The sequence below is a fragment of the Kribbella sp. NPDC050281 genome (assembly GCF_040655855.1).
Lineage (GTDB): Bacteria > Actinomycetota > Actinomycetes > Propionibacteriales > Kribbellaceae > Kribbella.
The window spans coordinates 62,058-79,891 of the sequence record NZ_JBFAKS010000046.1 but is presented as its reverse complement, the minus strand read 5'-3'; the positions used below and the strand labels follow the sequence as shown (position 1 = coordinate 79,891).

Sequence of the window (17,834 nt, the reverse complement as noted above, 5' to 3'; positions counted from 1 at the left end):
CTCAACCACTACAACACTCAACGCCCACACACCGCACTCGGCGGCCGACCACCCATCACCAGACTGCAACCAACCTCATGACCGGGTACATCTAGGCGGTGGCCAGCTGACGGGGGGCGGCGTCGGACTTGACGCCGTCGCTCGGATCGTCGACCAGGTCACCTTGACGGACCGGATCGTTCTCCGGCAGCAGGATGTCGCGCGCCACCATGAGCATCAGCCACAGCGTCCCAGCCATCCGCAGGATCACGGCGAGCCAGTAGATCCGGTCCGGTACGTCGGGATTCCCCGGCGCCAGGAACTGGGCCAGATGCATCCACACCAGCATCCAGTAGAAGCACTCGCACGCCTGCCAGATCAGCCAGTCCCGCAACCGCGGCCGCGCCAGCGCCACCAGCGGCAGCAACCAGAGCACGTACTGCGGTGAGTAGACCTTGTTGACCAACAGGAACGCCGCCACGACCAGGAACGCGAGCTGTGCGAAGCGGGGCGGTCGTGGCGCCATCAGGCCGAGGATCGCGATCGACAGGCACAACCCGGCGAAGATCACGATGTTCAGCTGGTTGACGTCGGCGACCTCGTGCTTGGCCAGCTTCAGCACGTACCAGATCGATCCGTAGTCGCTCTCGCGCTGATCGTTGAACGTCCAGAACGACATCCACTCGTTCTTCGCGAGCAGGTAGATCGGCGCGTTCACCAGTGCCCAGGACACGCCCGTCGCGATCACCGCCTGGAACCACGGCCACATCTTGCGACCGCGGATACACACGATCAGCAGCGGCCCGAGCAGCAGGAAGGGGTAGAACTTCGCCGCTGTCCCCAACCCGAGCAGGACGCCGAACCAGATCGGTTTGCCGCGCGACCACGCAAACATCGCTCCGGCCGTGAGCACGACCGCGAACAGGTCCCAGTTGATCGTCGATGTCAGCGCCAACACCGGCGCGGCGGCGACGTACAGGGCATTCATCGGCTGGCCGCGGGCCGCACCGGGGCGCGTCTCGACGCCACGTGCGGTGGCGACGGTCAGCCCGACCAGGAGCAGGGCGCAGAGGAACAGCATCACGGTGTTCACGACGAAGAACACGCCCGCGGTGGCGCGCTTCTGCTCGACCGTGTGGTCGTTCTTCGGGTCACCGGTGATCACCCAGGTGATCCGCGCCGCGACCTCCATGAAGCCGCCGGTGAGCACCGGGTACTCGAGGACCGGGTAGTTGCCCGTGTCGAGGAACGGGCGGTTGCCCTCCGCGAACCCGCGCTCCTGGTACAGGAAGCCGATGTCGGAGTAGCACAACGCCTTGAACGGCCGCCAGCTCTGCCGGTCCCAGCCGGCCTCCATGCAGGGAGCCTTCTGCAGTACGCCGAGCGCGAAGGTGACCGTGCACACCGCGAGCGCGATCCGCAGCGGCGTCCACCAGGACGAGCTGAGCCGGGCGAACCGCCCCGACGGCCCACCGAGCCCCACGGTCAGACCCGCAACGGCAGGGTCGGCCTCCGACGGGGTCAGCCGGTCCTGCGGGTCCTGGCTACGTGGTCCGGTCACGGTGGGCATCATCTCCTATCGCTCACCCAAACGACCAGGGAAGGTTACCCACCCACGACCAGCCGGGACCGCACCCGGTCCCCCGCGCGCCGTCAGGCCGTGGTGAGTGTCACCAGCAGCGTTGCGGTCCGGTCCGGATCCTCCCACCAGAACAGATGACCCGCATCGTCGAACAATTCAACCTTCGCCGCAGGCATCAGGCTGGACAGCCGTTGGGCGTTCTCCACCGGGATCTCCGCGTCCGCTGTGCCATGCAGGATCAGGACCGGTACGGCGATCGCACCGAGCCGCTCCGTGGTGTCGTGGGCCTTGGCGGCCTGCCACTGCATCAGCACGACCGGCACGGGAACCTTCACAGCGAGCGCTCGCCGGCGGTAGACCTCCTGCGCGTCCGGCACCGCCGCGGCGTACCGCGGAGACAGGTTCGCCTCGAAGCTGATCCTCAGCCCGCGCTCCACGTCCCGGCTGGCGATCGCGTCCACCATGTCCCGCGAGGTCTCGGCGATGACCCCGCTCGCTCCCCCTGCCCAGGTGCAGCCCAACGCGACCGACCGGACCGTGTCCGGATGGCGCAGTACGAGCTCCTGGGCGACCATCCCGCCGAGTGAGATGCCGAAGACGTGTGCGGATGCCCAGCCCGCCGACGCGATCACGGCGGCCGCATCGTCAGCCAGGTCGGCGACGGTGAACGGCTCGTCCGCCCGGTCGCCGCGTCCGACGCCGCGATGGTCGTACGCGACGATGTCGAACCGGTCTTCCAAGCGGCTGAGCAGTTCGTCGCCCCACATGGCGTGGTGGCCCGCCATCCCCTGGATCAGCAGCAACGGCTCGCCACGCCCGCGCCGTACGTAGTCCAGCCGACGTCCACCGGCCCCCGTCAGAAAGTCCATCGGCGTCAGTCGGCGATGAACTTTCGCAGGATCTCGGTGCCCTGCTCGCCCGTCGGCAGCCACTCGCTGTCGGGGACGGAGTCGAGCATCGCCTCGTCGGTGACGAAGACCGTGCCGTTGTAGGCCGTCGCGCGCTCCCGCGTCGCCGGCCGATCGGGCCGGCCGTAGACGACTACGCCGTGCTTGATGCGCGCCGCGGCGAGCAGCGGGAGGTCCGTGGTGATGTCGGAGCTCCCGAGCACGGACTTCCAGTCCTCCATCACGACGTGCGTGATGCCGTCGAGGTCGGCCGCGGTCAGCCGGCGCCCGACCACCTCGGCCTCGTCGATCTCCCGCACCCAAGCGCTCGGCGCGCCGTCGGCATCCACTGGTCCGACGACGAGCCGCGGCTTGACGATCTCGACGCCGTCCACCGGCCCGAGGAGTTCGTCGTACAGTGCGCGGAGGTTGTCGGCCTGCGCCTCCCACGACATCTCGTGCCGCAGCTCCGGGGAGGCGGCTCGCTCGCGGTACGGCTTGGGGTCGGCCAGGACCTTCGACACCTTGGCGGCGAGGTCGGTCGGGTTCTCCGCCTCGAACACCTCGCCGATCCCGGTCTTGCCGACGAACTCTTCCAGCGTCGGCATGTTGCTGGTGACCACCGGCAGCCCCGCGAAGGTGTACTCGAAGACCTTGTTCGGCAGGGCCATCTCGTGCGACGGGTAGCGCAGGATCGGGATCAGCCCGAGGTCCGCGGTGCGCAGGAAGCTGGTCACATCGTTCGGCGCGACCGGGTTCAGGTAGTGCACCCGGTCCACCACGCCGACCTTCGCCGCGAGCGCACGCAGTTCGTCGACCGGCTTCATCTCGGTCGTCGGCACGCAGACCACCGCCAAGTGCACGTCCGGCAGCTGAGGCAGCGACGAGATCGCGGTCTCGACGCCGCGCGCACGGGTGATGCCACCGCTGTAGACGATCAGCGGTACGTCGTCGGCCAGCCCGATCGCGCTCCGGATGTCAGGTGCATCGTGATCCAGGTCGATCAGCTGCGGGCTGTTGATCACAACGCTCGGCTCGCGGTCCAGCTTGTACCGCGTGTGCAGCGTCCGCGCGATCGCCGGACTCACAGTGACGACGCGGTCGACGGTGCGGATGTAGTCACGCTCGTGCTGCGCCCACGCCGCCACCAACCGCGGCGTACGCGGCGGGTACGTCGACAGGCCGGGGACGTACTCGTGGGCGTCGTACACGACCTTCACGGTCCGGCCACGCAGCGCGGCCCGCCCGGCGGCACGAGAGGCCACACCGATGACGTGCATGTCGTGGGCGTGCAGTACGTCGGGCATCAGCCGGTCCAGCACGGAGGCGAAGATCGTCTCGTAGTCGTCGGCCTCCGGGATCACCCTGCGCCAGTTGATCGGCCGCTTCTGCTGGGTCATCCAGAGGTCCCACCGCTGCCAGAACCGGGTCGCCTTGCGGGCCTCGAACTGCGCCGCGCGGTTCAGCAGGCCGGCGCCCTTCCCGGAGAACGTCAGCTGCCGGCGCTGGAGCGCCCGGCGGACCGTCCCGGCCTTGAAGGCCAGCGGACCGACCGCCCCGGCCTTGCGCTGGGCGACAGCGCGGCCAGACTCCGCCTTCAGGTCGGCCAACCGGGCCGTCACGAGAGCCTTCCGGACGGGCGCAGGCTTGCTGACCATGAGCAGGCGGCGAGCGCGGCGGACCCGGCGGCGCCGGTTCCGGTCGTCGCGCAGCAGGAACTTCCCGGGCAGCCGGATCATCACCACGCCGGCGTCGATCGTGTCGATCTTCAGTTCACCGGACGCCGAGACGCCCAGCAGCGTCACCCGCCGCCCGGCCTGCCCGAGAGCGACGGCTTCCTTCAGGACTCGGGTGTCGTTGGCGATGTCGTTCGCGACGATCATCACGACATGGGGGCCGGCCACGCACTCTCCTTCATGAGACTTCGGCACCGTGGAAACGTGCCGAACGCACAGGAGCGTTGCACGGTTTCACGGACAGCCTAGGGATCGTACCGGAGTGCCAGGGGCTTGCTGTCATTCCGTGACGGCCCGACTATCCTCCGGCGGCTCGAGGTCCGCGAGCCACGTCGTCAGCAGTTCCTCCAGCTGATCCGCCTGCGCCGGACTGAGCGAGCCAAGCAGTCGCCGCTCGTTGGTCATGTGGGCTGCGAACGCCTTGTCGATCAGCCTCCGGCCCGCAGGAGTCAGCCGTACGACGCGACCGCGGCCATCGGCATCGCTGCGGCGGCGATGGACCAGACCGGCCTCCTGCAGGCGATCGACCCGCTTCGTGACCGCGCCCGTCGTCACCATCGTGTGGAGCGCTATCTCTCCCGGCGCCCGCTCGTACGGCGTTCCCGCACGCCGCAGCGCCGCGAGGACATCGAACTCCCCCTCGGTCAGGCCGTACTTCGCATAAAGCAGTGTCAGCTCGCCGGTCAGATGATTCGCGATCCGGTGCAGCCGGCCGATCACGCCCTGCGGCGCGACATCGAGATCCGGCCGGGCTGCCCGCCACTCCGCCTGGATCCTGGCCACGTGGTCTTCGGGATGGTCTTCGGGGTGGTCTTCGGTCACACCGCAGACTATATCTTCCTGGGAAGATATAGTGTCTTCCGTGGAAACTACTTTCCGATGGGTGCTGATCACCGCGATCGCGCCGGTGGCGTGGGGCACGAACTACTTCGTCACCCATGAGTACCTGCCGGCCGGATCCCCCTTGTACGGCGCGGTGTTCCGCGCTCTGCCCGCCGGATTGCTGCTGCTCTGCCTGGCACGCCGCCTCCCCCGCGGCGTCTGGTGGTGGCGGTCGCTGCTGCTCGGCGTCTGCAACATGGGGGCGTTCTTCGCGCTGATCTACCTCGCGTCACAACTGCTGCCGGTCAGCCTCGCGTCCACGATCATGTCCGCGTCGCCGCTCACGATGACGCTCTTCGCCTGGGGCCTGCTCTCCGAGCGACCAACGCTGCTGGTGCTTGTCGGCGCCGCGGCCGGCCTCACGGGCGTCTGCCTGATGCTCGGCGCGGGTACGACGGCAGTCGACGTACGGGGTGTGGTCGCCTCGCTGGCGGCGATGACGATGTCGTCCTGCGGGTACGTGCTGGCCAAGAAATGGGGACGCGCCGACGGGCCGCTGGCGACGACCTCGTGGCAGCTCATCGCGGGCGGTCTGGTGCTGATTCCGTTCGCCGTCGTCTTCGAGGGCGCTCCGCCGGCGCTGGATCTCGCGGCGGTCGGCGGGTTCACGTATGTCGGCTTGATCGCGACCGCGGTTGCGTTCACGGCGTGGTTCACCGGCTTGCGCCATCTGAGTGCCGCGACGGTCGGACTGATCGGGCTGCTCAACCCGGTGACCGGCGTACTGCTCGGGCTGACGTTGTCGGGTGAGGCGCTGACGCTTCGCCAGGTGGCAGGGCTGGCTTTGGTTCTGGCGGGGATCACACTGAGTCGTCCACGACGCGGATCGAGGGTTGAAGTGCGGACGGAGGAACCTTCTAAGGTTTATCGATGAACCTCCTGCGCTGGAGCACGCCCGAGCTGACCCTGACCTTCACGCTCGACGACGGTCCGGTCCGGCTGACCGCCGTCCGCGCCGTCGAGGCGCCGGCCCACGACTCCCCCGTGCCTGGGCAGGTGTTGGTGGAGGTCTCGGCGCTCGGGTACGGACGCTCCCCGGGGACGAACCGGCACGTCGACACGATCCTCGGCCAGCGGCTGCGGTACGTCGGCCATGACGACGACGGATCCACGTTGCGCATCGTCCAGGAAGATGCCGGGACCGGTCTGCGGATCACCAGTGTGTTCGAGGCGCGAGCCGGCGTACGGGCGTGGTCCGAGGCGTCGCTGACCGGGCCGGGTGAGCTCGAACTGACCTTTCTGTCATCGCTGGTCGTCGGTCTCGAGTCGGTCGACGCGGAGCTGCACTCGGCCGCCAACGACTGGATGGCCGAGAACCGATGGTCGGTCCGATCACTCCGATTGGGCCGGGTCCCGAAGATCGTCCGCGATCCGCACTACCCGGTCGCGAAGGGCCGGCACGCGGTGACGAGTACCGGCTCGTGGTCGAGTGGTGAGTCGTTGCCGGTCGGCGTTCTGGTCGACCGCGAGTACGCCCTGGGTTGGCAGATCGAGCACAACGGACCCTGGCACTACGAACTCGGGGAGAACCGGCAGGGCGGCTACCTGCTGCTGAGCGGGCCGACCGATCAGCAACACCAGTGGACCGTGCGGCTGACCGCGGATGCGCCGTTCACCACTGTGCCCGTCTCCCTCGTCGTCGGAACCGACTCAGACAGCGCTCTCGGCGCTCTCACCCGGCAGCGGCGCGCGCTGCGGATGCGGCGGCCGGTCGACGACCGGATGCCGGTGATCTTCAACGACTACATGAACACGTTGATGGGCGACCCGACGACGGAGAAACTGCTGCCGCTCATCGACGCCGCGGCCGAGGCGGGTGCGGACTACTTCTGCATCGACGCCGGCTGGTATGCCGAGGGCGACTGGTGGAGCACCGTCGGTGCGTGGCAGCCGGCGACCACCCGCTTCCCGAAAGGGCTGAGCGAGGTGATCGACCGGATCCACGAGCGCGGCATGGTGCCCGGTCTGTGGCTGGAGCCGGAGGTGATCGGTGTCGACTCCCCGATCGCCGGCAGCCTGCCCGACGACGCGTTCCTCACCCGGCACGGCGTCCGCGTCGCCGAACACGGTCGCTACCTCCTCGACCTGCGCAGCCCGATGGCGCGCCAGCACCTCGACGACACCGTCGACCGGTTGGTCAGCGACTTCGGCATCGGTTTCTTCAAGTTCGACAACAACACCATGACCGGCCCGGGCACCGACAAGGGCGGTACGTCGCTCGGCCACGGACTCCTCGAACACAACCGCGCATTGCTGAGCTGGCTCGACGACATCCAAGCTCGGCACCCTGATCTGCTGATCGAGAACTGCGCGTCCGGCGCGATGCGGATGGACTACGCCATGCTGTCGCGGCTCCACCTGCAGTCGACGTCGGACCAGCAACACCCCTTGCTGTACGTCCCGATTGCGGCTGCGGCGCCGGCCGCCGTACTCCCCGAACAGGCCGGCCACTGGGCGTACCCGATCACCGGGACCACGCGCGAGGAGTTCACCCTGGCCTTGGCCAACGGCATCCTCGGACGGCTGTATCTGTCCGGTCACCTCAACCAGATGACCGAGTCCGAGCGGGAGCTGGTCCGATCCGCGGTCAGCGCGCACCGCGGGGTACTCGAGCATCTGCCGAGCCTGCTCCCCCGCTGGCCGCTGGGCCTACCTGACTGGGATGACGAGTGGATCGCCCTCGGCCTCAGCGACTCGTCCACCACCTATCTGAGTCTCTGGCACCGGTCCCCTGGCCCGTCCGAGGTCACTTTCTCTCTCCCGCACGGCACCATCACGCCGGTCTTCCCGACAGACCTCGACGGCTGGACGTACGGCTGGTCGGGAGACTCCCTCACCGTCACCACCACGGTTCCCGAGCCATCCGCCCGCATCATCCGGGTGAGCGCTGTCTGACTGTTTCACGACGTGGAAATTCGCGTGAGGGGCAGGCGCGGCCGGGTCAGGATGGGGAGATGGAGACTTCGGTAGTCGTGGGGTTCGTGGTGGCCGTGTTCCTGGTGAGTGTGGTGCCGGGGCCGGACATGCTGTTCGTGGTGGCGAACGCGGCGGTCGGGGGCCGACGAGCGGGGGTGGTCGCGGCGGCGGGGATGTCGACCGGGCTGGCGGTTCACACCGTCGCAGCGGCGCTGGGGCTCGGTGCGTTGATCCAGGCGGCGCCCCAGGTGCTGAACGGCGTACGGATCGCCGGAGCGGCGTTCCTGCTGTATCTCGCCTATCTGACCTGGCGGGCCAGCCGGCAACACGTTGGTGAGCCCGAGGACGTGCCCGACGTGCCCGACGTGCCACAGCGGACGCTGCGCAAGACATATGTGATGGCGACGCTGACGAACCTCGCCAACCCGAAGGTCATCCTGTTCTACCTGGCGTTCGTACCGCAGTTCATCAGCACCGGCACGGGCGCCTGGCCGGCGACCGTCCAGTTCCTGATCCTCGGCGCGATCTTCATCCTGGTCGGCTTCCCGGTCGACGCGTCGGTCGCGCTGCTCGCGGGCGGCCTGACCAGCAAGTTCCTCCGCGCGGGCAGCACTGTCCGTCGCCGCCTGGAACGCGTCTGCGCCGGCATCTTCGCCGCCCTGGCCGCCCGCCTCGCCACCGACATCCATTGACGGCCGATGCGGTCGGGCTCGCGGTGATCTGACCGGGCGCAAGGGGTGGTGCCGGGCGAGGGTTCGGGCCAAGCTGGGGGCATCGGGGCGGCAACGGGGATCGCCGTCCGACCAGCGGCGACGGAGGTTTGTGATGGGAGCGAAGGAGATGTGCGACTCGAGCGGGTGGGCCCGGTGAAGGCGGCGGCCGGCGACCAGGTAGTTGTCGAGAGCAACCACCTGAGCGCGCACCGGCGCGAGGGCCAGATCGTCGAGGTCCACGACCCCGGCGGCGCACCGCCGTACCTGGTGCACTGGTCCGACACCGACACCGAGTCCCTGTTCTTCCCCGGCCCGGACGCACACATCATCCCGGCCGGGTGAACAGCCGTACGGTCCGGTGCCACGGATTCGACCGCAGATCGGGATTGAGCAGCGCGGCGGCGACGCAGTACTTGCTGACGTGGATCGGCCGGACCCGAAGCTCGCGCAGGACCCGATCCGCGACTCCCGCACGCCCCGCCGTCTTGCTCTCCACCAGCACGGTGTCCGGCAGCACCGCGATCGACTTCCCCGCGTCGAAGAACCGGAGCCCGACGTCACAGGTCATCCGCGCGTGCTCCACCGGATCGACCAGCGTGCTCCGCCGGTACGTCGTGATGAGCGACGGCCGCAGTCCTTCGTCGACAGCCAGGCCGTACGCCGCGCGCAGCTGCTCACCGAGGAACTCCCGGGCCGGCCCGGTCAGGCGACCCCGGTCCGCCGGCGAGTACGGCATCCGCGACTTGACCGTCTCCGACCGGTTGCTCTTCAGCTTCACCTCGAAGCTGCACTCTCCGCTGTCCAGGTACGACCGGGTGCGCACCTTGTAACGGTGCCGCCGCCGCTGCACATGCTGCCGGTACAGCTGGTGCGACGGCGTGTCGAAGTAGACCGACTCGTACCGGAAACTTCGCCGGCCGTCGATTTCCAGTACGGCGAACCGATCGCGCAGCCTGGCCACCAGCTCCACGAACGTCCCGATCGGCACCAGGTACTTGCGATCCACGCGGACCTGCAGAGCGGCCTCGGCCAGGACCTCGTCGAGTGAGACGGACGGCAAGCCGGACAGTGCTCCCGCCATCGCTGCCTGCAAGCGCGGGCTCACGACGCGTACCGCTCGAACCGGCGGACGGTGTTCATCGCGGGTACGGCGTTGTGCCGGACGCGGAAGCGGACGTCGACGACCGTGGTGTCGGTGACCAGATCCAGATCGAGGACGACGAAGTACCGGATGTCGGCCTGGAGCAACCGCTCGAGAGCCGGACCGATGTCGCGGGTATCGGGGTAGGCCTGGTCGAGGACGACCCGCTGCCGCCGCGAACGCAGGGTGAGTCGCGGGTGGTCGACGACGTACATGAGTCCGACCAGCAGGAAGCTCAACGCCGGGGCGAGCCAGAACGGACCGGGATGCAGCCCGTTCACCAGACCCATCGCGAGCGCGATGAAGTAGTAGGCGACCTCTTCCTGGGTGATCGAGTCCGAGCGGAGCCGGATGATCGACAGGATGCCGAACAGGCCCAGCCCCAGGCCCATGCCGGCACCACTGCCGGCCAGCATCGCGGTGACCGCGAGCACCCCGACGTTCAGGGCGACGTACGCGAGCAGCAGGTCCCGGCGGTGGTACCGGCGGAAGTAGGTGCCATAGGCAAGCAAAGCGATGGCGAGCAGATCGGCGGGGATGGCGATTCCCAGACCGGACATGGATTCCTCCTAGCTGGACGATGGTGGTTCTACCGTCTCGTCCGGCGGTGAGGCTGGTCTGAGGTTCAGGTGAGAGTGCTCTCACGGAAGCAGGCGGTAGCCCATCCCGCGGACCGTCTGGATCCGGTCGGCGCCGAGCTTGCGGCGCAGGTACCGGATGTAGACGTCCACCACGTTCGAGCCCGGGTCGAAGTCGAAACCCCAGACCTGGGACAACAACTGCTCCCGGGACAGCACCTGGTCGGGATGCCGGCAGAACACCTCGGCCAGCAGGAACTCCCGCGCGGTCAGCTCGACCGACTCTCCGTCGACGAGGGCCCGCCGGGTCCGCAGGTCCAGGCTCAGCTCCCCCACCCGCAGGATGGTGGCGTCCGGCGTACCGTCGCCGCCGCGCAGCCGTAACCGCACCCGGGCCAGCAGCTCCTCGAAGGCGAAGGGTTTGGCGATGTAGTCGTCCGCACCACCCTCGAGCCCGGCGACCGTGTCACGCACGCTGTCCCGCGCGGTCAGGATCACCACCGGCATCGTCACCCTTGCCTCGCGCAACCGTCGCAGCACGGTGAACCCGTCCACCCGAGGCAGGCCGATGTCCAGGATCAGCAGGTCGTAGGAGCCGCTGACGCCTTCCTGGTACGCCGTCTCGCCGTCGGCGACCACCGTCGTGACGAAGCCGTTGCTGCGCAGTCCGCGCTCGACGAACGAGGCGATCCGCTCCTCGTCCTCCGCGATCAGGATCCGGTTCACGGCGCGACCACCGCGCGGTCGGCCGGCACGGTGAGCGGCAGGGTGAGCTCGAAGCGGGCGCCGCCCGGGCCGTCGGCCAGCCGGACGTCGCCGCCGTGGGCCTGCGCGATCGAGCGCACGATCGCCAGTCCGAGGCCGGCACCACCGGTCCGCCGCTGATCGTTGCCGCGGGCAAATCGTTCGAAGATGCGCTCGCGGTCCGACGCCCGGACGCCGGGACCGGAGTCGGCGACCCACAGCAGGACGTGGTCGCCGCTCAGCCGGGAACCCAGCGAGATCCGGTCACCGGTCGTCGTGTGCCGGACCGCGTTGGACACCAACTGCATCAGCGCCTGGGTGAGCCGCTGGCCGTCGGCGACGATCGTCGCGTCCGCCGTCTCGTCCACCCGCCAGACCCGGTCGGCCAGCGGCCTGGCCTTGGCGATCACCTCGACGACCAGTTCGGTCAGGTTGACTTCGCCAGTTTCGAGGAAGTCCGGGCGCTCGGTCGTCGCCAGCACCAGCAGGTCGTCGACCATCCGGTTCATCCGGGACAGCTCGTCGAGCACCAGCGCCTTGGTCTCGGCCCGGTCGCGCGGGTCGTCACCCATCAGCTCCAGGTGCCCGCGGATCACCGTGATCGGCGTCCGCAGCTCGTGCCCCGCGTTGTCGACGAACTCCCGCTGGGCCACGAACGCGTCCTCCAACCGGTCCAGCATGGTGTTGAACGTGCGCGCCAGTTGCGCCACGTCGTCGTTTCCGACGACCTCGATCCGGCGCCGCAGATCGCTCTCCCCGATCTGCTCGGCGGTGGCCCGCACCTGCCGGATCGGTGCGAGGATCCGGCCGGTGACCAGCCAGCACGCACCCGCGGCCAGCACCAGGGTGAGCGCACCGATGATGACCAGCGCGCGGGCCGCGTCGATCGACGGCTTCGCGATGATGTCCCGGAACTCGAGCATCACGAGCTGGGTCCGGACCGGCTGACTTCCGATCCGCACCGGCATCACGGCGTACCGGACGCTTCCGGCCGTGCTGGCGGTCCAGCCGTACGTCGGCTCCGTCGCGCCGGCGAGGCTTTGCACGAAGGCCGCATCGGTGTCGAGGCGGGCCGGTGGACTGCCCTGGCTGCGGTGGTACGCGCGGCCGTCGACGATGGTGAACAGTGCCTCCGAGTCGTCCGGCAGGTTGCTCTGCAGCCAGCGGTCGAGCAGAGCCTCGGGCCGGTCGAAGGCGGCTGCCTCACCGGAGCCCGCGAAGGCGCGGAACTTGTTGGCCTCGTGCGTGAGCTCGTCGTCGGCCGCGTCATCCGCGCGTGCGGCGAGCACCTGCCAGGTGAGGAAGACCAGCGCGGACAGGGCGAGCGTGAGCACGCCGAACATCCAGCCGATGATCCGCACCCGGGCGCTGACCACCGGCCACGGCCGGAGATCACCCATCGTCGTCGTCCGGGTCGTCCCCCAGATCGTCGTCATCGTCGTCTCCCGCAGTACGGGCCGGCGCCGGCGAGACCTGCTCGGCGCCCTGGCCAGGGGTCACACTCGGTGGCGGTGCGCTCGGCCGCGGGTTCACGGTCGGTGGCGGCGTCGACGGGCTCGCGGCGGCGGGGACGACGACCGTGTCGCCGAGCTCAGGCTGTGACCGGTCGGCGAGGTACCGCGGCAGCACGAAACCGGCCACCACCAGCACGCCGGCGACAAGCCCGTAGATCAGACGTGGAGACCGCATGCTCACAGCCTGCGATCCCTCCCGGTGAACCGCATGAGCCGAACATTACAGATTTCTCATGCGCCGGCCCGGACCGGCAGAATCGCGGTATGACTCTCCCCACCTCGGACCGTCCTGTCGCGCTCGTCACCGGCGTCGGCCGCACCGTCGGCATCGGCGCGGGCATCGCCCGCCAACTCGCAGCGTCCGGATGGGACATCGCCTTCACCTACTGGACGGCGTACGACGAGCGGATGACGTGGGGCGTGCAGTCGGGCGCGACCGAACAGATCACCAAGGAGCTCAGCGGCCTCGGGGCGACCGCGGTCCCGATCGAGGCGGACCTGGTCGACCCGGCGGCTCCCGAGCGGATCTTCACCACGGCCGAGGAGCGGTTGGGCGGCGTGACCGCGCTGGTGATGTGCCACACCGAGTCGGTCAACTCCGGCATCCTCGACACCACCCTCGAGAGCTTCGACCGGCACTTCGCCGTGAACGCGCGAGCGACCTGGCTGCTGATCCGCGAATACGGCCTACGGTTCAAGGGCGCGCCGGGCACCGGCCGGATCATCGCGCTGACCAGCGATCACACCGTCGGCAATCTCCCGTACGGCGCGAGCAAGGGCGCGCTGGACCGGATCACCCTGGCCGCGGCCGAGGAACTGGCCCACCTCGGCGTCAGTGCGAACGTCGTCAATCCCGGGCCGATCGACACCGGCTGGATGACCGACGAGATCCGCGCGAGCGGCATCCGCCAGACCCCACTCGGCCGGCTCGGTACGCCGCAGGACACGGCCAACCTGGTCGACTTCCTCTGCTCTCCGCGGGGCCAGTGGATCAACGGTCAGCTCCTCTTGAGCAACGGCGGCTTCGCCTAGACCAGACCCGCTCAGGCGCCGGTCGCGCCGTCGAGCTGTTCGCGGAGGATGTCCGCGTGGCCGCCGTGGCGGGCGTGCTCGCGGATCATGTGTACGTAGACCCAGCGCAGCGAGACCTCGCCGAGGCGCTCGTGCGGTACGACGTGATCCAGCGGCAGGTCAGCCGCTATTCGGCGGGACTCGGCGCACGCCTCCTCGAAGGCGGCGATGACATCGTCGATGGTCACGTCGTCGGCAACCGTCCAGCTCTCCTCGCCGCCGCGTGCGTCACCTGCGATCTCCTCGCGGGGCCGCCGGGCGATGCTGTGCTGGAACCAGTTGCGCTCCACGCCGGCGAGATGGTTCACCAACCCGATCGGCGTGGTCAGCGACGGCACCAGCCGGCGCCGGGCGTCCGCCTCGGACAGGCCGCGGAGCTTGTCGACCGCGACCCGCCGGTGCGCGTCCAGGAAGGCTTCGAGCACCTCGCGCTCGCCCGCGGTCCGGGCGAGGTCTTCATCAAACAGATCCACCCGCTGGACTGTAGTCAGGAGCGAGTCCATTTCTGGTTGTCCGCGCCGTTGCAAAGCCACACGTCGACCGCCGTACCGTTGCCTGTCCCGGCGCCGGCAGCGTCCAGGCACAGGTCAGGATCGGCCACGCTGGTGACGGTCTGGTCGGCGTTGAGCTCCCAGGCCTGGTTGGTGGCTCCGGTGCAGTTCTCGATGGTGACCGCGCTCCCGGCGGCTGCCCCGGCAGTCATGCACTTGTCGGTGTAGACGGTGAGTTGCTTGTCCGCGGTGTAGTTCCACGACTGGTTGCCGCCGTTGTTGCAGTCCCACAGGTCGAGCGCCGTACCAGGGCTGGTCGAGAAGCCCGGTACGTCGACGCACCGGCCGCTCGCGACTCCACGCAGCGGTGCACCCGGAGGCGCGGGCGGCAGGTCGTTCGTCGGCTCCGTCTTGAGCAGACCCCAGCCCCACCACAGCTGTGCGCGACCACTCTGGCTGTTGACCTCCAGGTCCGCCGGGCCGACCTGCGTGGTCATCGAGTACGAGTCGCCGGTCCGCAGACCAGGCCAATAGACGATGCCCATCTTGTTCTCGCGCGCGACCTGCGTGAGAGCACCGAGGTACGCCGTATAGACGTTGCCCTCGTGGTTGCCGTAGTTCAGGCCGATCGTCATCGGTGAGCCGGCCTCGTCGATGACGGTGCGCCAGCCGTACGAACCGATCCGGGGCCGCAGGTTCGCGAGCCACGCGGCCTCGGTCGTGTCGGAGGCCCAGAAGCCGTAGAAATGCAGGGACAGCAGCGTGCCCTCGAGCTCGGGAGCCGCGCCGACCCCGGTGACGCTGTCGTTGTAGCCGGTGCCCGAGATGACGAACCGGCCGCGCGGAACGCTGTGGTGCCGCTGGATCCAGGACGAGGTGAGCGACACCCACTCGGGCAGCGAGTAGCCGAACGGCTCGTTCATCGGCTCGAAGTACACCCGCGGGTTCTTGCCGTAGGCCTTGAACACGGTGTCCCACATCGCGTCGAACTTCGCGGGGTCGTCGACCCGGCCGTCCTTGGCGTTGTCGGCCTCCCAGTAGCTCAGGATCACCTTGAAGCCGCTCGCCACGGACGCGTCGATCGCGGCGCGGTAGGAGTTCCACCAGGCCGTCCCGACGCTCGACGGGTTGATCGGCAGCCGGATCGTGTTGGCCTTCAGTTCGTGGCGGAACTCGCCGACGATGCCGGTCGCCTTCCCGTACGTCGTCGTGTAGTCGTCAGCCGTGCTCAGTCCGGACGGGACCACTTCGTCGTCGGCGTAGTTGTCCCGTGGATCGGCCCAGTTGACCCCGCGGAAGTCGTTCGTCGTAGGCGGCGGCGGTGCCGCGACGGCGGGAACGGTCAGCGCGGTGGTGAGGGTGGCAGCGGCGAACAGGGCGGCGGCGATACGGCAGGCGGTTGATCTCACGCTGCGATGTTCACGTAAACATAGGGCCTCGTCAAGACTTCACGACGAGGTGCAGCTCGAGCCACTTGGCCAGGTCCTGCAGCTCGCGATGCACCGCCGTACTCAGTGCCTTGGAGAACGGTGTGTCCTCGTGAATGGCGTCGACCCGGAACACACCGGCCTTCCGGTCCGAGGTCGCGTCGACCTTCCCGACCAGCCGGTCGCCATGCAGGATCGGCAGCGCGAAGTACCCCCAGCGGCGCTTGGCGACCGGTTTGTACATCTCCAACTGGTAGTCGAACTCGAACAGCTCCAGGATCCGCTTGCGGTCGTACACCAATCGGTCCAGCGGCGACAGCAACGCCGTACGTCCGGAGAACGGCTGACCCAGCAGCTCCGGATCGACGCGCCATTCACCCCGGACGCCGTCGACCACGGCCGGCTCCCCGGCGACGCCGGCATCGAGTGACTCGCCCGCGCATGCCTCACCTTTGACGCGCAGGATGCCGTGTGATCGCAGCCGCTGTCCGTCCCGGATCCGCCGCGCCTCCTCGATCGGGATCGCCGGCTCGTCCGGATACACCCGCGTGGCCAGATCCCACAGTTTGTCGCGCCCGTCCCGGCCCGCGATCGCGACCTCGCCGCGCTGGAGCATGAACTCCAGCATTTGCGAGACGTTGCGGTTGTTGGTCCATCCGCTCGACCTCCACGGCACCACGCAGGTGTCCGGCAGCTCGCGCATGATCAGCGGACCGTCCTGCCGCAGCCGCTCGAGGATGTCCAGCCGGCAGCCCTCGTTGGCCTTCACCCAGTCGCGGCGGTCCTCCTGCCAGTCGAGCAGCGGCCCCGTCCCCGGCCACGCCTCCATCTCGGCGCGGAACAGCACGAGACTCTCGCTCGGCCGGGCGAACCCCCGCAAGTCCAGCAGCTCCAGCGTCGCGAGCGCCTCAGCCAGCTCCGCCGGCGAGTACGACGATCCGAGCCGGCTCCACGCGACCAGGTCGGCGTTGGGTGCCACGGCCGCCGTCTGATCGAGCTGCACCGCGGTCAGGCCACGAACCATCTCCATCAGTCCGGCCGGCCGTTCGCGTCCGAGCAGTTGTGCACGCACGGCAAGGCGCCGCGCATCCCGCCGGGACAGCTCATGAACAGTCACGTCCCGAGGCTAATCCACCCTGCGGACAAGTTCCGGCCGCGCGGAATTTCGACACTGCCGGGTCCACTGACAATCCGCCGTGCCGGACGTTGAAGTCGTTTGCATCGCGATGCAAAACTGGTGTTGTACACGCCCGAGCAGGTGGGGACCTGGTGAGCTCGTAGGCGTGGTCGCAGGGGGGCATCGTGGTCATTCGTGCGTGGACGTTGGCGTGTATTGCTGTACTCGGCCTGGTCGCAGGGTGTTCGAGTGCCGCGGGGGCCGATCAACCGAGTGGGGACACGATCACTCCGTTGGTTCCACCGCCGAGCAATCCTGCTCCACTGAGGCCCGCGGCCGACTGCTCGAAGTCCGGCGTACCGCTGGAGTCGGCGTCGGCGATGGATGGCGTACGGCTGGATGCCAGCACGGACGCGACCCAGACGTCGCTGCTGCTCAAGAACACCGGACTCCTGTCGGTCGTCGTCATCCCGGACGAGAGCTGGACCACGCGCGTGATGGTCGCGCGGCACGGCAACCCGACCGATCCGGCCTCGGTGGCCGCGCTGGCCGCGGTGATCGGCAGCGGCAGTCTCAGCGCGGTGTCCGCGTTGCCGACGGGATTCCCGGCCAGTCAGGCGGTCATCGTGCCACCGGGCTGGGCGGTGTGTGCCCTGTCCGACGACGTCCGTGAGCCGGCGAGCGTGCGCTATCTGAGGGACAAGGCGTCCAGCGCGGAGTACTTCGTCGTCAAGGAACTGGCGGACCAGTTGGTCTCGCGGACGAGGACGCCCGGCGCCACGCTGCTGGAGTGCGCGAAGAACACGTTGCAACTTCTCAAGGAGCGGCCGGACCTAGGAGACATCCAGCTCTACGCGGAGGTGCTCGGCGCCGAGTCCGACTGCCGCGCGAGTTACAAGGCGCTGCTCTCCAACGACGAGCGAGCCGCCCAGCGGACCAGCACCACGGTGCTGAACCTGCTGGAACGGACTCCGCAACTGCTGGAGACGACCAGACTGTTCGCGGCGCTGGCACGCGGCTGACCCAGGGTCGGCTCCGGGTGCGATCAGGGTCAAC

At 68.8% G+C, this 17,834-nt stretch carries 19 protein-coding genes; 7 read left to right on the top strand and 12 right to left on the bottom strand.

The window, feature by feature from the left end:
- On the top strand, window positions 1-81 hold an 81-nt coding region (locus AB0I34_RS36865), incomplete at its 5' end, for an integrase core domain-containing protein (RefSeq protein ID WP_360448981.1).
- 10 nt (window positions 82-91) lie between these two features.
- Here the strand turns inward: AB0I34_RS36865 and AB0I34_RS36860 are convergent.
- The 4 genes from AB0I34_RS36860 to AB0I34_RS36845 form a co-directional block, all read right to left on the bottom strand.
- The gene (locus tag AB0I34_RS36860; RefSeq protein ID WP_360454669.1) at window positions 92-1,549 is read right to left on the bottom strand and encodes a glycosyltransferase 87 family protein; all 1,458 of its coding nucleotides are present in this window, start codon (window positions 1,547-1,549) and stop codon (window positions 92-94) included.
- A gap of 83 nt (window positions 1,550-1,632) precedes the next feature.
- A complete protein-coding gene (locus AB0I34_RS36855; protein ID WP_360454667.1) occupies window positions 1,633-2,430 on the bottom strand; it encodes an alpha/beta hydrolase in 798 nt (265 codons plus the stop codon).
- Between the two features lie 5 nt (window positions 2,431-2,435).
- Window positions 2,436-4,352 carry a glycosyltransferase family 4 protein gene (locus AB0I34_RS36850; protein WP_360454664.1) on the bottom strand — a complete coding sequence of 639 codons (1,917 nt, stop codon included), beginning with the start codon at window positions 4,350-4,352 and terminating at the stop codon, window positions 2,436-2,438.
- Window positions 4,353-4,463: 111 nt separating this feature from the next.
- A complete protein-coding gene (locus AB0I34_RS36845) occupies window positions 4,464-5,006 on the bottom strand; it encodes a MarR family transcriptional regulator (protein ID WP_360454661.1) in 543 nt (180 codons plus the stop codon).
- Window positions 5,007-5,046: 40 nt separating this feature from the next.
- Here AB0I34_RS36845 and AB0I34_RS36840 point away from each other — a divergent pair, with 40 nt between their 5' ends.
- The 4 genes from AB0I34_RS36840 (at window position 5,047) to AB0I34_RS36825 (ending at window position 9,037) form a co-directional block, all read left to right on the top strand.
- Window positions 5,047-5,940 carry an EamA family transporter gene (locus AB0I34_RS36840; RefSeq protein WP_360454658.1) on the top strand — a complete coding sequence of 298 codons (894 nt, stop codon included), beginning with the start codon at window positions 5,047-5,049 and terminating at the stop codon, window positions 5,938-5,940.
- Entirely contained in the window at window positions 5,937-7,961 is a 2,025-nt protein-coding gene (locus AB0I34_RS36835; protein ID WP_360454656.1) for a glycoside hydrolase family 36 protein, read from the top strand. The genes AB0I34_RS36840 and AB0I34_RS36835 overlap by 4 nt, the downstream gene beginning before the upstream one ends.
- 59 nt (window positions 7,962-8,020) lie before the next feature.
- Window positions 8,021-8,674 (top strand): LysE family translocator, encoded by a 654-nt coding sequence (locus AB0I34_RS36830; RefSeq protein ID WP_360454653.1) that lies wholly within the window; start codon window positions 8,021-8,023, stop codon window positions 8,672-8,674.
- 150 nt (window positions 8,675-8,824) lie between these two features.
- Entirely contained in the window at window positions 8,825-9,037 is a 213-nt protein-coding gene (locus tag AB0I34_RS36825; RefSeq protein ID WP_360454650.1) for a DUF1918 domain-containing protein, read from the top strand.
- Here AB0I34_RS36825 and AB0I34_RS36820 read toward each other — a convergent pair.
- From AB0I34_RS36820 to AB0I34_RS36800, 5 genes are all read right to left on the bottom strand, one after another.
- Window positions 9,021-9,800 carry a polyphosphate polymerase domain-containing protein gene (locus AB0I34_RS36820; RefSeq protein WP_360454647.1) on the bottom strand — a complete coding sequence of 260 codons (780 nt, stop codon included), beginning with the start codon at window positions 9,798-9,800 and terminating at the stop codon, window positions 9,021-9,023. The two genes, AB0I34_RS36825 and AB0I34_RS36820, sit on opposite strands and share 17 nt — an antisense overlap.
- Window positions 9,797-10,396 carry a DUF4956 domain-containing protein gene (locus AB0I34_RS36815; protein ID WP_360454644.1) on the bottom strand — a complete coding sequence of 200 codons (600 nt, stop codon included), beginning with the start codon at window positions 10,394-10,396 and terminating at the stop codon, window positions 9,797-9,799. Before AB0I34_RS36815 ends, AB0I34_RS36820 begins: the two co-directional genes overlap by 4 nt.
- A gap of 81 nt (window positions 10,397-10,477) precedes the next feature.
- On the bottom strand, window positions 10,478-11,140 hold the full coding sequence (locus tag AB0I34_RS36810; protein ID WP_360454641.1) for a response regulator transcription factor: 663 nt from the start codon (window positions 11,138-11,140) through the stop codon (window positions 10,478-10,480).
- The gene (locus AB0I34_RS36805) at window positions 11,137-12,594 is read right to left on the bottom strand and encodes a HAMP domain-containing sensor histidine kinase (RefSeq protein WP_360454638.1); all 1,458 of its coding nucleotides are present in this window, start codon (window positions 12,592-12,594) and stop codon (window positions 11,137-11,139) included. The genes AB0I34_RS36810 and AB0I34_RS36805 overlap by 4 nt, the downstream gene beginning before the upstream one ends.
- Window positions 12,551-12,847 carry a hypothetical protein gene (locus tag AB0I34_RS36800; RefSeq protein ID WP_360454635.1) on the bottom strand — a complete coding sequence of 99 codons (297 nt, stop codon included), beginning with the start codon at window positions 12,845-12,847 and terminating at the stop codon, window positions 12,551-12,553. The genes AB0I34_RS36805 and AB0I34_RS36800 overlap by 44 nt, the downstream gene beginning before the upstream one ends.
- Window positions 12,848-12,936: 89 nt before the next feature.
- Here AB0I34_RS36800 and AB0I34_RS36795 point away from each other — a divergent pair, with 89 nt between their 5' ends.
- On the top strand, window positions 12,937-13,704 hold the full coding sequence (locus tag AB0I34_RS36795) for an SDR family oxidoreductase (protein ID WP_360454632.1): 768 nt from the start codon (window positions 12,937-12,939) through the stop codon (window positions 13,702-13,704).
- Window positions 13,705-13,715: 11 nt separating this feature from the next.
- Here AB0I34_RS36795 and AB0I34_RS36790 read toward each other — a convergent pair whose 3' ends face one another.
- From AB0I34_RS36790 to AB0I34_RS36780, 3 genes are read right to left on the bottom strand one after another with little or no spacing between them, the layout of a single operon-like run.
- Window positions 13,716-14,216, bottom strand: a complete 501-nt coding sequence (locus AB0I34_RS36790; RefSeq protein WP_360454629.1) for a DinB family protein — start codon at window positions 14,214-14,216, stop codon at window positions 13,716-13,718.
- A 14-nt stretch (window positions 14,217-14,230) separates the two neighbouring features.
- Window positions 14,231-15,643 (bottom strand): ricin-type beta-trefoil lectin domain protein, encoded by a 1,413-nt coding sequence (locus tag AB0I34_RS36785; protein ID WP_360454626.1) that lies wholly within the window; start codon window positions 15,641-15,643, stop codon window positions 14,231-14,233.
- Between the two features lie 31 nt (window positions 15,644-15,674).
- Complete coding sequence (locus tag AB0I34_RS36780) at window positions 15,675-16,778, bottom strand: crosslink repair DNA glycosylase YcaQ family protein (protein ID WP_360454623.1); 1,104 nt, start codon at window positions 16,776-16,778, stop codon at window positions 15,675-15,677.
- Between the two features lie 293 nt (window positions 16,779-17,071).
- Between AB0I34_RS36780 and AB0I34_RS36775 the strand changes: the two genes are divergently transcribed.
- The gene (locus AB0I34_RS36775; protein ID WP_360454620.1) at window positions 17,072-17,800 is read left to right on the top strand and encodes a hypothetical protein; all 729 of its coding nucleotides are present in this window, start codon (window positions 17,072-17,074) and stop codon (window positions 17,798-17,800) included.
- The last annotated feature ends 34 nt before the right edge of the window (window positions 17,801-17,834 follow it).